Genomic DNA, 13,438 nt, shown 5'->3' with positions numbered 1-13,438 from the left:
GGCATCGCAGCTTTGTAAAGGCAACGGCGGCGTGGCGATTCGGAGACGCGCGAGCCGCCGGAGCCAATACGCTCGCGTCCGGTCGATTCCCGCCCAACCTCAACGCCTGCCTCATTCTCGCCTCAACTGTGGCGCCACCCGCTCAACTTTCGCGCGAGTCAAGCCTGGGCTGGTCCGTGTCGGCGAGTCTTCCACGATTCCAGATGGCCTTCGGGAGGCGCGACGGCCCGCAATGGCTAAAATTGAATCGATTCTCGTAAGTGAATCCGAGGCTTATGCGACAGCGTTGCATCATCCCCACTGTTCACACCCCTGTTACAACATCTTGCGTCAGCAAAGACCCGGAGGCACTAATCCTTGACGTTCGGGCTCCCCGGGGCCTAGGTTGTGGACGTGTCGCACGGGGCTGCGGCGGCGCCGTTTGACGGTTCGCCGCAGCCCGGCGAGGCCCCCTCCGGCCCCCCTCAACCAGGACCGGCAGGGAACGCCCGCAACGCCGCGGCAGCATCGGGATGCAGGTTCGACCCGTCGAGAGTTGGCCGCGTTCCTCAGGGGCAGAAAACAGATTTGGGCAAGAGGCCGGAACTCGACCGGCCCGGCGGACCGTTGTTGTCCGCCCTAAAGGGGATGACGATGCGGATCGAACGTCGCTACACCAAGACCGGCCAGTCGCCTTACGCCGCCATCGCGTTCCGCTCCGTCACGAGCGAGATCCGCAACCCGGACGGCTCCATCGTGTTCCGGCTGGAAGGCATCGACGTGCCCCAGCAGTTCAGCCAGGTCGCGGCCGACGTCCTCGCCCAGAAGTATTTCCGCAAGGCCGGCGTGCCGACCCGCCTCAAGAAGGTCGAGGAAAACGACGTTCCGTCCTGGCTGTGGCGCTCCGTGCCGGATGAGGCGGCCCTGGCGGCCCTGCCCGAAAACGAGCGCACCGGCTCGGAGATGTCGGCCAAGCAGGTGTTCGACCGGCTCGCCGGCTGCTGGACCTATTGGGGCTGGAAGGGCGGCTACTTCACCAGCGAGGAGGACGCGCAGGCGTTCTTCGACGAGCACCGCTACATGCTGGCCATGCAGATGGTGGCCCCGAACTCGCCGCAGTGGTTCAACACCGGCCTCCACTGGGCCTATGGCGTCGACGGCCCGGCCCAGGGCCACTTCTATGTGGACCACAAGACCGGCAAGCTGACGCGCTCCAAGTCCGCCTACGAGCACCCGCAGCCGCACGCCTGCTTCATCCAGTCCGTCGCCGACGACCTCGTGAACGAGGGCGGCATCATGGACCTGTGGGTGCGCGAGGCGCGCCTGTTCAAGTACGGCTCGGGCACGGGCTCCAACTTCTCCGCCCTGCGCGGCGAGGGCGAGAAGCTCGCCGGCGGCGGGCGCTCCTCCGGCCTCATGAGCTTCCTGAAGATCGGCGACCGCGCCGCCGGGGCCATCAAGTCGGGCGGCACCACGCGCCGCGCCGCCAAGATGGTGGTGGTGGACGTCGACCATCCGGACATCGAGAGCTACATCGACTGGAAGGTGAAGGAGGAGCAGAAGGTCGCCGCGCTGGTCACCGGCTCCAAGATCCTGCAGAAGCACCTCAAGGCCATCCTGAAGGCCTGCGTGAACTGCGACGGCCCCGGCGACAGCTGCTACGACCCGGAGAAGAACCCGGCGCTGAAGCGCGAGATCAAGCTCGCCCGCCGCTCCATGGCGCCCGACAACCTGATCAAGCGCGTCATCCAGTTCGCCAAGCAGGGCTACACCGAGATCCAGTTCGACAGCTACGACACCGACTGGGATTCGGAGGCCTACCTCACGGTCTCGGGCCAGAACTCCAACAACTCGGTGCGCGTCACCGACGAGTTCCTGAACGCGGTGGAGAACGACGGCGACTGGCAGCTCACCGCGCGCATCACCGGCAAGCCGATCAAGACGCTGAAGGCCCGCGACCTGTGGGAGAAGATCGGCCACGCCGCCTGGGCGTCGGCGGATCCCGGCATCCAGTTCCACACCACCATCAACGACTGGCACACCTGCCCGGCCTCGGGCGAGATCCGCGCGTCGAACCCGTGCTCGGAATACATGTTCCTGGACGACACGGCCTGCAACCTCGCCTCCGCCAACCTGCTGCAGTTCCGCAAGGCCGATGGCGAGTTCGACGTCGAGAGCTACGAGCACGCCACGCGGCTGTGGACGATCGTGCTCGAGATCTCGGTGATGATGGCGCAGTTCCCGAGCAAGGAGATCGCGCAGCTCTCCTTCGAGTTCCGCACGCTGGGCCTCGGCTACGCCAATATCGGCGGCCTCCTGATGACCGCCGGCATCCCGTATGACAGCGACCAGGGCCGCGCCATCTGCGGCGCGCTGACGGCGATCATGACGGGCGTCGCCTACAAGACCTCGGCCGAGATGGCGGGCGAGCTCGGGACCTTCCCGCGCTACAAGGAGAACGCGAAGCACATGCTGCGCGTGATCCGCAACCATCGCCGCGCCGCGCATGGCGAGACCTCCGGCTATGAGGGCCTCAACATCGCGCCGCTGCCGCTCGACCACGCGTCCTGCCCGGACCAGAAGCTCGTCCAGCATGCCCGCAAGGCCTGGGACGACGCGCTGGCGCTCGGCGAGAAGCACGGCTTCCGCAACGCCCAATCCACGGTGATCGCCCCGACTGGGACGATCGGCCTCGTGATGGATTGCGACACCACCGGCATCGAGCCCGACTTCGCGCTGGTGAAGTTCAAGAAGCTGGCCGGCGGCGGCTACTTCAAGATCATCAACCAGGCGGTGCCGGAGGCGCTGCGGACGCTCGGCTACGGCGAGGCGCAGATCGCCGAGATCGAGGCCTATGCGGTGGGCCACGCCTCGCTCGCGCAGGCGCCGGGCGTGAACCACACCACGCTCAAGAGCAAGGGCTTCGGCGACGCACAGATCGCCGCGGTGGAGAAGAACCTGGCGTCGGCCTTCGACATCAAGTTCGTCTTCAACAAGTGGACGCTCGGGGAGGACTTCCTCGTCAACACCCTCAAGGTGCCGGCGGAGAAGTTGGCGGATCCCTCCTTCGAGCTCCTCGCCTTCCTCGGCTTCACCAAGGGTGAGATCGAGGGCGCGAACATCCACGTCTGCGGGGCGATGACGCTGGAAGGCGCGCCGCACCTCAAGCGTGAGCACTACCCGGTGTTCGACTGCGCCAACCCGTGCGGGCGCATCGGCAAGCGCTACCTCTCGGTGGAAAGCCACATCCGCATGATGGCGGCGGCGCAGCCCTTTATCTCGGGGGCGATCTCCAAGACCATCAACATGCCCAACGACGCCACCGTCGAGGACGCCAAGAACGCCTACACGCTCTCGTGGCGCCTCGCATTGAAAGCCAACGCGCTCTACCGCGACGGCTCCAAGCTCTCCCAGCCGCTGAACTCGCAGCTCATCGCCGACGAGGACGAGGAGGACGAGGTCGAGGCCCTGATCGCCCAGCCGGCCACGGCCCGGGCGGCCGCGATCTCCGAAAAGATCGTGGAGCGCGTGGTGGAGCGCATCGAGCGGATGCGCGAGCGCGAGAAGCTGCCGGACCGGCGCAAGGGCTACACCCAGAAGGCCATCGTGGGCGGCCACAAGGTGTACCTGCGCACCGGCGAGTACGAGGACGGCCGCATCGGCGAGATCTTCATCGACATGCACAAGGAGGGCGCCGCCTTCCGCAGCCTGATGAACAATTTCGCCATCGCGATCTCGCTCGGCCTCCAATACGGCGTGCCGCTGGAGGAGTACGTGGACGCCTTCACGTTCACGCGCTTCGAGCCGGCCGGCTTCGTGCAGGGCAACGACGCCATCAAGAACGCCACCTCGCTGCTCGACTACGTGTTCCGCGAGCTCGCGATCTCCTATCTCGGCCGCAACGACCTCGCCCACGTGGCGCCCGAGGCGACCGTGTTCGACGCGCTCGGCAAGGGCGACGACGAGGGCAAGGCCCCGGCCAACCACGCCTCGCGCGTCGTCTCCAAGGGCCTGGTGCGCGGCAAGGCCACCAACCTGATGGCGATCGCGGGCGGCTTCGACAACCGCCCGGCGGCCCCTGCCTCCGGCGCCGCCGTCACCACCGCCTACGCCACCCAGGGCGCCACCGCCCTGAAGCAGGAGCTTCGCGAGGAGAACTTGCGCGAGGAAGTCGCCGAGGAGGTCGAGCGCGTGATCGGCGAGGACGGCCTCGGCAACCTGGCCTTCGCGCCTCCCGCCCCGCGGGAGCAGGCGCAGGCTCCTGCCCCGACCGGCGCGGCCAAGCGGGCCGAGGCGCTGATGAAGGGCTACCAGGGGGACGCCTGCGGCGAGTGTGGCAACTTCACGCTGGTCCGGAACGGGACCTGCTTGAAGTGCGACACTTGCGGTGGGACGACGGGGTGTAGCTGAGGGTATTAGTAGCTGCTGCAATGGACGTAAAAGGGCCGCTCGCGCGGCCCTTTATCTTTTCAGCTATCTTCATCGTCCTCTACAATGGAACTAAAGCTGTTTTTTAGCGCCTCGTTCCACTTCTCAAACTCATCATCAACGTGTTCGAGTTCGTTCGAAAGCCAATCGTCAGAAAGAGTGTTCATCCTCGCCTCCGTTTCCCCCCATTGCGAGACTCAACGTTCAGACGCTAGCATCGGACGCAGTCATTAACGACAAGTTCGTTTTCCTATGAGGTTGGAATGATACCGACGATTGAGGCGCCTGAAATTGTTATCGGGCTCTGCTCGCCCATCGGGACCGACAACGCAAAAGTGCGCGAACTGATTGAATTATCTCTCGTTCGGTTTTCTTACAAAACAAAAATTTTTAAGGTAACTGATCTAATGAAGCAAGTTGTTCTTTCCGATGCTCAGCTTGTTGAGACTCCTATCGACAAAAGGTATGACTCTTATATCCGCTATGCCAATTCTATAAGAGATCGATTCAACGACCCGACTGTTTTGGCTGTCCTCTGCTGTATGGCCGTAAGATCCGAGCGTCGCTTACTTGGAGAAGATTATAGTTCCCATACGCCTTGTACGACTTACGTTTTTGACCAGTTTAAACGAAAAGAAGAAATTGCCCTACTAAGACAAACTTACGGACGTTCTTTTATTTTGATCTCGATTTATTCCGATAAAAACAACAGAATAAAAAACCTGTCTGAGCGAATCGCCTCTGATCACTCCCACCCGCGCCCAAAAAATGAAGACGAGCAAGCCGCTAAAGCTTTAATCGAACGAGACGAAGATGAACGAGATGAACGAAACGGACAGCGACTACAAGACGCCTTTGCACTTGCCGATTTATTTATAAACATTGACAACGAAGCTCATGCCAAAGCTCTTATAGACCGCTTTTTTGAAGCCTTGTTTGGGTCGAATAAAGTTAGCCCAACCAAGTCCGAATACGGAATGTATTTAGCCAAAACATCTGCGTTGCGATCGTTGGATTTGTCGAGGCAAGTCGGCGCTGCAATCCTAAACGACAGAGGCGATGTCGTTACAATGGGCTGCAACGAAGTTCCGCGCCCGTTTGGTGGTGCCTACTGGTGTGATGATGGCTACGATCATCGTGATTATGTCATTGGACATGATGAAAATGAACGCATCAAGAAGACTATCATCGCAGATACCATACGGAGACTGTCTGAAAGTGGCCTTATCGAGAATAAAAAGACATTGGATGAAATTGTTGATTATGCTCTGTCTGAGGTTTCAAGAAAAGGAAGCTCGCTTCGCGATGCCCATTTGATGGACCTCCTCGAATATGGCCGCATTATACATGCTGAGATGAGCGCAATAACTGACGCTGCGCGTTTAGGAAAACCTCTCGCGGGCACAACGCTTTATTGTACCACATTCCCATGTCACCTTTGCGCCAAGCACATTGTTTCGTCGGGAATTCATTCGGTGAGCTACATCGAGCCATATCCTAAAAGCTATGCTGAACATCTTCATGGCGACTCCATAAGCGTTCATGAGACTGGCGAACAGAAGAAGGTCGCATTTCGGCCATTCATTGGGGTATCACCTTTTCGATACAGAGAATTGTTCGAACGAGAAAAGAGAAAGGATGACCAAGGGAAGTTTACTGCGTGGAACGCATCTACTGGTAAGCCGCGTGTCACGTTTCGTTTGACTGTACCAACATACCTTTACAACGAAGTTGTTTTGTCGAAGCGCTTCAAGAAAGCCGCCACTACGCTAGTTAAAGACGGCTCCATATCTCTGTATAAACCGTCGTCGTCAGATCAAAAGACGGAATAGAATCGTGGCCATTGAACAGTCCAGGTACCTGAATTCGCTTCAGTCATGTCCGACCCCGGATCGATCCAACGGCCGCACCCTCGGCGTGCCGCTCGCGTGATTTCCGCGCCTAGCCGCCACCACGCATGAACAGCGGGCGGCCTATACGCTGAGCCCCGCCGGCCTCCACTGGGAGGCGCTGGACGAGGACATCAGCATCGCCGCCCTCCTGGCCGGCCGCCGCGACCAGACCCGCCCACCCAACCGCGCCGCCTGACGCGATCCCCTCTCCCCCTGGGAGAGGGGCAGGGGTGAGGGCGCCGGGGCCGCGCTCCGCGTTCATTGACCTGCCAGCGCCGGGGATCGGCGTGGGCGGGACCGCCCTCACCCCTGCGGCTCTCCGGCATAGCCGGAGAGGGATGCGCACTGCCGACGTAGGCCTCCCTTCTCCCCCCGGGAGAAGGTGGCCCGAAGGGCCGGATGAGGGTCTAGCGGCCGGGCGTTGCGCCGCGATGCGCGGGACAATGACCAAGCTTTAGGCCCTCATCCGTCGGCTCCGCCGACACCTTCTCGCGGGGGGAGAAGGGGAGCGCTCCATGATGGGCGCCGAGCAAACCCAACCACCCTCACCCCTGCCCCTCTCCCGCATGCGGGACAGGGAGGCGCCACCACCCCGCAGGCCCGTCGGCTCTACACCTGAACTTAACTTTCGTCAGTCAATTGCTTTGCAGGTAGCAATTGCGCGGGAATGCCCGCGAGGGTGGCAAACCATGCGACTGGTCGTCGGCACAGTTCTCGTCTTCGCCTGCGTGTTCGGCAGCTACGCGATGATGGGCGGCCATCTCGAGGTGCTGTGGCAGCCCTTCGAGTTCGTGATCATCCTCGGCGCGGCGATCGGCGCGTTCATCATCGGCAATCCGGGGCCGGTGCTGAAAGCCGTGCCGGCCATGCTCGGCACGCTCGTGAAAGGCCCAAAGTACAGGCAGACATGTTATGTCGAACTGCTGGCGATGCAGTTCTCGCTCTACAAGCTCGCGAAGCAGAAGGGCATGACGGCCATCGAGCCGCATATTGAAAATCCGGGCGACTCGACCCTGTTCAACGCCTTTCCGACTTTTGCGGCCAACCACCATGCGGTGGAGTTCGTCTGCGATTACATGCGCATGGTGACGATGGGCGCGGACAATGTCCATGAGATCGACGCTCTCATGGACGAGGAACTGGAAACCCACCACCAGGAGCAGGAGCGCATCGTGGCCGCCATGCAGTCGCTCGCGGACGGCACGCCGGCGCTCGGCATCGTCGCGGCCGTGCTCGGCGTGATCAAGACCATGGGGGCGATCTCGGAGCCGCCGGAGGTGCTGGGCCACCTGATCGGCGGCGCGCTGGTCGGCACCTTCTTTGGCGTGTTCGTCGCCTACGGCTTCTTCGCCCCGATGGCCGCCTCTCTCAAGAGCACCTTCGAGGCGGAGTCGAAATACTACATCTCGCTCAAGGCGGGCCTGCTCGCCCACATCAGCGGCCAGCCGCCGGTGATGTCGGTGGAGTTCGCCCGCAAGGCTCTCTTCAGCGAAGTCCGCCCGACCTACAGCGAAGTGGAAGCCGCCACCGCCGCCCTGCCAGCCGCCGCCTGACCACGACCGCCAGCAGGATTCCCCATGGCCAAGTCCACCCAGCCGATCATCGTCAAGAAGGTCAAGAAGTCCGCGCACGCGCACCATGGCGGCGCCTGGAAAATCGCCTACGCGGATTTCGTGACCGCCATGATGGCGTTCTTTTTGCTCATGTGGCTGATCAGCATGACCACGCAGGAGCAGAAGACCGGCCTGGCGAACTACTTCGCGCCGCCCAATGTGAGCATCACCACCAGCGGCTCCGGCGGCGTCCTGAATGGCACCACCATCGACAAGTCAGGCAGCAAGGCGTCCGATCTGCGCGACGCGCCGGTGGGAGGATCGGGCCGCGCCAGCGACCGCGAGCCCAACAGCCCGGCCGCCAGCGACCGCGACGCCAAGCGCTCGGCCGCCAGCGGGCAGGCCAACCAGAGCGCGGCGGCCAGCATCCGGCAGGCGCTCCAGAGCATGCCCGAATACGCCGACCTGTCGCGCAACATCGTGGTCGAGGCGACCCGGGAGGGCGTGAACGTGTCCCTCACGGACCAGGACGGCCGCTCGATGTTCCCCGACGGCTCGGTCCGCCCCTACGAGCGCACCCGCCTCGTGCTGGAGGCGCTGACGCCCACCCTGCGCCGGCTGAACAACCGCCTCTCGGTCACCGGCCACACCGCCGCCACGCGCCCGGGCTCGCCGGGGGCCGATTCCTGGGGCCTCACGGCCGGGCGCGCCGTCTCGGTGCGCGAGATCCTGTCAAACGCGGGATTCCCCAGCAACCGCTTCACATCCGTGGCGGGGCGGGCCGACACCGAGCCGGTGTTCCCGGACAATCCCTACCTCGCGTCGAACCAGCGCCTGACGATCACGCTGATCAACGAGCCGCCGCCGATGCCTCCGGGCCCCTTTCGCTGACCACACGGCGTCGGCCGACGACGGCCTGTTGCTCGGGATGCGGGTCGCCGGACAGCGGCCGATATTGTAAGAATATAATCCTTGACATTCGGGCCCGCTTCCGGCACCCTTCGCTCACTCTCGACCCAGATGGGGAACGCTTCCGGAGCGGTCTGCAGGCGGGGTCGGGGCGCGGCGCCTGCGCGGGTGGGGTTACCGGTCCCACCCTCCCGGGAGGCTGTTTCGAAGCGGCCGGTCGGGGGGTCGGGGGGTAACAGCCCCGGCAAGCCCGGCGACCGGTCGTGAGCCCGCCCGCCCCGTACTATGGCGGGGCCGTGGACGCGGCCACCTTAACGTTCCCGACGCCCGGTCCCACCGGAGGGGCGTCGTGAGCCGGAGCGCGGGTCGAAACAGCCCAAAATCGCCGGACGTGGAGCGTCGGTCATCCGACATCCGCTGCACTACGGACTTGATGGCCGGCGCTCCGCGTCTCCCCATCCTGGTCTCGCCCGCCTCACCTCCGCGCGCACGGAGAACGCACAGCCGCGCCCACCCTCCCGGCCCGGGTAGCCGGGGCGGGATGGGCTGAAAAAACGCATATCCGGCTTGCGCCAGGGTTCTTGACGCCATTCGTCAACAATGCCAGAACGGCCTTGCTCGTTGCAGGCAGCCACAGGCGCGCCCTCCAGCCACCCAGACGACAGAGCGTGTTTTTGGGCGTCCGACTCCCCCGGGTCGGCGACCGGCACCGCGTGTCGGCGCTGAAGCGTGGAGTCGGCTCGGATCCCTTCGGGGACCGTACCGACCTCTTGGGGTCGGCAATGGGGCTGATCCATGGGCGATTGCAAGCGACCCGCCACCCTGCGTGGCGCATCCACCTTTTCCACCACCCGGCCGACCGGCCCGAAGACCGACCGCTCCGCCGGCGTCGGGCTTCTGACCGCCGCGGCGCTGGCCGGGACGCTGGCCGCGCAGGAGGCCGCCGCGCAAACGGCGACCACCACGCCCGGCCTCACCGTCGAGGCGCCGGCAGAGCCGCGCAAGCGCAAGCCCGTGGCGGCGAAGCCCACCCGGGCGCGGCCCCTCGCGGCGGCGAGCCGCCCGGCCCGGCCGGCCGTTGCGGCGCCCGCGCAGGCGGCGGCCGGCCCCGGCGCGGCGGGGGCTCCCGGCCCGCAGGCCGGCCCCAGCGCCAACCCGTATGCGGACCCGGCCGCCCCCTTCAAGGTGGACCGCTCCGCCTCCTCCAAGCTCACCGAGCCGCTCCTGAACACGCCGCGCACCGTCACGGCGATCCCCAAGGAGGTGATCGAGGAGAAGCAGGCGACCTCGTTCCGCGAGCTGGTGCGCACCACGCCGGGGCTGACGCTGGGCTCGGGCGAAGGCGGCAACGCCTTTGGCGACCGCGTCTTCATCCGGGGCTTTGACGCCCGCAACGACATCTATGTGGACGGCGTGCGCGATCCCGGCGTCAACATCCGCGAGAACTTCGCCACCGAGCAGGTGGAGGTGCTGAAGGGCCCGGCCTCCACGGTGGGCGGCCGCGGCACGTCGGGCGGCGCCGTCAACGTGGTCACCAAGAAGCCCTCCTTCGTGAGCTTCTACGAGGCCGGCCTGACGGGCGGCACGGACGCCACGAAGCGCATGACCTTCGACGTCAACCACGTGGTCTCGCCCGAATTCGCCGTACGCGCGAACGGCATGGTGCAGGGCGCCGGCGTGGCGGGCCGCAACGAGGTCTTCGACAACCGCTGGGGCGGCGCCATCGCGGCGACCTGGAAGCCGAACGAGCGCTTCCAGATGACCGTGGACTATTTCCACGTCGACCTCGACCAGCTGCCCGACTGGGGCGTGCCCTTCGACGCCCGCAAGCGGCGGCCCTTCACCGAGAGCGGCCTCAACCGCAACAACTACTACGGCCTGCCCAACCGCGACTTCCAGAAGGCGAAGCAGGACATCGCCACGGCCTCGATGAGCTACGAGCTCACCGACTGGGCGACGCTCTCCAACAAGTTCCGCTACGGCTTCTCGGTGCTGGACTACGTGGCCTCCGCGCCCGGCTCGGTGAACACCACCAACCCTGACCCGGCGCGCTGGACGGTGAACAGCGGAGCCAAGAGCCGCTACCAGGAAAACGAGGTCATCGCCAACCAGACCGAGCTGACCACCAAGTTCACGACGTTCGGCCTGCTGCACACGCTGGTGAGCGGCGTCGAGATCAGCCGCGAGAACGTTTCGCGCGACAGCTACCTGGCGCTCTCCACCGAGAGCTTCGGCGCCGGCGCGATCCCGGGCGCGAGCCTCAATTTGTGGGACCCGGGCGGCGGGCTGATCCCGTTCACCGGGACCTTCGCGAAGACCGGCCGCCCCACCGAGATCGGCGTCGACACCCGCAGCGCCTACCTGCTCGACACGGTCAACTGGAACGACAGGTTCTTCCTCACCGGCGGCGTGCGGGTGGACGACTACGGCATCAAGGCCGCCTCCACGGCCGCGACCGGCGTTCGCACGACGCTGGAGCGGGACGACACGATGTTCAACTGGAACATCGGCGCGACCTACAAGCCCCTGCCCTTTGCGGCCGTTTATGCGGCCTATGGCACGTCCTCCAACCCGGTCGGCTCCGAGCTCGACGGCGGCGGCAACGACTATGGGGCGCTCACGGCCTCCAACGCGGCGCTGGGGCCCGAGAAGAACCGCTCCTACGAGGTGGGCACGAAGTGGGAGCTGTTCGACCGGCGCCTGCTGGTGACGGCGGCGCTGTTCCAGAACGAGAAGTCCCGCGCCCGCGAGACCATCGGGGCGACGGTGTCGCCCACCGGCGAGTACCGGGTGCGCGGTGTCGAGGTGGGCGTCGGCGGCAATGTCACGGACCGGTGGAGCCTGTTCGGCGGGGCCGTGTTCATGGACTCGGAGGTGACGAAGTCCGCCATCGCGGCGAACCGCGGGCTGCAGCTCGCCAACATCGCGCATGAGAGCTTCAGCCTGCTCTCCAAATACGCCATCACGGACAAGCTCTCGGTGGGCGCGCAGGCGACCTATATCGGCCGGATCCTGGGCGGCACCTTCGCGGCCAACAACAACGTGCTGCCGGGCGGATGGCGGCTGGACCTGCTGGCCGAGTACAAGTTCACCGACCACGTTTCGGCCCGCCTCAACGTGCTTAACGTCACGGACGCGACCATCTACGACGCGTTCTACCGCAGCAACGTGCCCTACGTGTACCTCGCGCCGGGGCGGGCCGCGTATTTCAGCCTGAACTTCAAATACTGAACGGGCGCCCGCCGGCGCGCCCGGCGGGCGCCCTCGCGATCCGAGGAGAACCGCATGCTCATCTGCATCCCCGACGTGCTCGGCCCCGAGCAGGTCAGCCAGTGCCGCCAGGTCATGGACAAGGCGCACTGGCAGGACGGCCGCATGACGGCGGGTCCGCAATCCGCCTCCGTGAAAAACAACATGCAGCTTCCGGCGGCGTCGCCGGAGGCGCGGGAGCTTGGCGACATCGTGCTCGATGCGCTCGGCCGCAACGCGCTGTTTCTGTCCGCCGCGCTGCCGCTGCGCATCCTGCCGCCGATGTTCAACCGCTACGGCGTCGGCCAGACCTTTGGCGTCCATGTGGACAACGCCATCCGCAACGTTCCCGGCAGCGCCACGCGCATCCGCACGGACCTCTCCTGCACGCTGTTTCTGAGCGAGCCGGACGAATACGAGGGCGGCGAGCTCACCATCGAGACCGCCTACGGGGCCAACGAGGTGAAGCTGCCGGCCGGCCACGCGGTGCTGTACCCGTCGACGAGCCTCCATTGCGTGCAGCCGGTCACCAGCGGGGCCCGCGTGGCGTCGTTCTTCTGGATCCAGAGCATGATCCGCGACGAGAGCCCGCGCTCCATGCTGTTCGAGCTCGACCAAACGATCCAGGAGCTGCAAGGCGAGCGCGGGCTGGACGATCCCGCCAGCGTGCGGCTGACCGGCGTCTACCACAACCTCATCCGGCATTGGGCGGAGACCTGACATGCCGCACGACCTTTCCCCCTGGGCGATGTTCCTCGCCGCCGACGCGGTGGTGAAGGCCGTCATGATCGGGCTGGCGCTCGCATCGGTGGCCACCTGGACGATCTGGATCGCCAAGTCCCTGGAGCTCAGCGCCGCGCGTGGCCGGCTCCGCCGCACCGTGGCGCGGCTCACCGACCACGAGACGCTGGCCGAGGCCACGCAGGCGCTGGGCGCGCGCGAAGCCATCGGCCGCGCCCTCGTGGAGGCCGCCGCGCAGGAGATCCGCCAGTCCACCCGCGCGCCCGACAAGGACGGGATCAAGGAGCGCGTCGCCTCGCGGGTGCAGCGCCTCGAGGTGGCGGCCGGCCGCGACATGCTGCGCGGCACCGGGCTGCTGGCCACCATCGGGTCCGTCGCGCCGTTCGTCGGGCTGTTCGGCACCGTATGGGGCATCATGAACAGCTTCATCGGCATCTCGAAGGCGCAGACCACCAACCTGGCCGTGGTGGCGCCCGGCATCGCGGAGGCGCTGCTGGCCACCGCCATCGGGCTCGTGGCCGCCATCCCGGCCGTGGTGATCTACAACCATTTCAGCCGCTCCATCGGGGCCTACCGGGTGCTGGTCGGCGACGCCGCCGCGGCCGTGATGCGGCTGGTGTCGCGCGACCTCGATCGCGGGCCGGGGCTGCGGGCGGTGTCAACCGCGCAGCAGGCGGGGAAGTGACC

Annotated in this window: 7 protein-coding genes and 2 pseudogenes; 8 read left to right on the top strand and 1 reads right to left on the bottom strand. The window is 65.4% G+C overall.

Annotation, left to right across the window (positions count from 1 at the left end; all coding sequences use genetic code 11):
* Positions 1 to 633 precede the first annotated feature (633 nt).
* Positions 634 to 4,389, top strand: coding sequence for a vitamin B12-dependent ribonucleotide reductase (locus IEV99_RS08685; RefSeq protein ID WP_188517257.1), 3,756 nt, complete (start codon positions 634 to 636; stop codon positions 4,387 to 4,389).
* Positions 4,390 to 4,448: 59 nt separating this feature from the next.
* On the opposite strand, the gene IEV99_RS23860 is transcribed toward IEV99_RS08685, so the two are convergent.
* Entirely contained in the window at positions 4,449 to 4,574 is a 126-nt protein-coding gene (locus tag IEV99_RS23860) for a hypothetical protein (protein ID WP_280514639.1), read from the bottom strand.
* 96 nt (positions 4,575 to 4,670) lie between these two features.
* Between IEV99_RS23860 and IEV99_RS08680 the strand changes: the two genes are divergently transcribed.
* The 7 genes and pseudogenes from IEV99_RS08680 to exbB all read left to right on the top strand — a co-directional run.
* Entirely contained in the window at positions 4,671 to 6,239 is a 1,569-nt protein-coding gene (locus IEV99_RS08680; RefSeq protein ID WP_188517256.1) for an anti-phage dCTP deaminase, read from the top strand.
* A 112-nt stretch (positions 6,240 to 6,351) separates the two neighbouring features.
* Positions 6,352 to 6,495: pseudogene (locus IEV99_RS23955) on the top strand (DUF2442 domain-containing protein); the annotation flags it as partial.
* Positions 6,496 to 6,988: 493 nt separating this feature from the next.
* Positions 6,989 to 7,852: a flagellar motor stator protein MotA gene (motA, locus tag IEV99_RS08670; protein WP_188517255.1), complete on the top strand. Its 864-nt coding sequence runs from the start codon at positions 6,989 to 6,991 to the stop codon at positions 7,850 to 7,852.
* A gap of 24 nt (positions 7,853 to 7,876) precedes the next feature.
* On the top strand, positions 7,877 to 8,743 hold the full coding sequence (locus IEV99_RS08665; RefSeq protein ID WP_188517254.1) for a flagellar motor protein MotB: 867 nt from the start codon (positions 7,877 to 7,879) through the stop codon (positions 8,741 to 8,743).
* An 813-nt stretch (positions 8,744 to 9,556) separates the two neighbouring features.
* Positions 9,557 to 11,992 carry a TonB-dependent receptor gene (locus tag IEV99_RS08660; RefSeq protein ID WP_188517253.1) on the top strand — a complete coding sequence of 812 codons (2,436 nt, stop codon included), beginning with the start codon at positions 9,557 to 9,559 and terminating at the stop codon, positions 11,990 to 11,992.
* Between the two features lie 54 nt (positions 11,993 to 12,046).
* The gene (locus IEV99_RS08655; protein WP_188517252.1) at positions 12,047 to 12,730 is read left to right on the top strand and encodes a Fe2+-dependent dioxygenase; all 684 of its coding nucleotides are present in this window, start codon (positions 12,047 to 12,049) and stop codon (positions 12,728 to 12,730) included.
* Positions 12,729 to 13,436, top strand: a pseudogene (exbB, locus tag IEV99_RS08650) (tonB-system energizer ExbB); the annotation flags it as partial. The gene IEV99_RS08655 and the pseudogene exbB, both read left to right, overlap by 2 nt.
* Positions 13,437 to 13,438: the final 2 nt, after the last annotated feature.

Origin of the sequence: Alsobacter metallidurans (genome assembly GCF_014636935.1) — a bacterium.
GTDB classification, from domain to species: domain Bacteria; phylum Pseudomonadota; class Alphaproteobacteria; order Rhizobiales; family Beijerinckiaceae; genus Alsobacter; species Alsobacter metallidurans.
Note: the sequence above shows the minus strand (reverse complement) of the source record. Positions and strands in the feature narration are given on the sequence as shown.

Bases quoted from the DNA above. Each gene is read 5' to 3' on its own strand.
- motA (WP_188517255.1), top strand. From the start codon at position 6,989: ATGCGACTGGTCGTCGGCACAGTTCTCGTCTTCGCCTGCGTGTTCGGC.
- IEV99_RS08660 (WP_188517253.1), top strand. From the start codon at position 9,557: ATGGGCGATTGCAAGCGACCCGCCACCCTGCGTGGCGCATCCACCTTT.
- IEV99_RS08685 (WP_188517257.1), top strand. From the start codon at position 634: ATGCGGATCGAACGTCGCTACACCAAGACCGGCCAGTCGCCTTACGCC.
- IEV99_RS08655 (WP_188517252.1), top strand. From the start codon at position 12,047: ATGCTCATCTGCATCCCCGACGTGCTCGGCCCCGAGCAGGTCAGCCAG.
- IEV99_RS08665 (WP_188517254.1), top strand. From the start codon at position 7,877: ATGGCCAAGTCCACCCAGCCGATCATCGTCAAGAAGGTCAAGAAGTCC.
- IEV99_RS08680 (WP_188517256.1), top strand. From the start codon at position 4,671: ATGATACCGACGATTGAGGCGCCTGAAATTGTTATCGGGCTCTGCTCG.
- IEV99_RS23860 (WP_280514639.1), bottom strand. From the start codon at position 4,574: ATGAACACTCTTTCTGACGATTGGCTTTCGAACGAACTCGAACACGTT.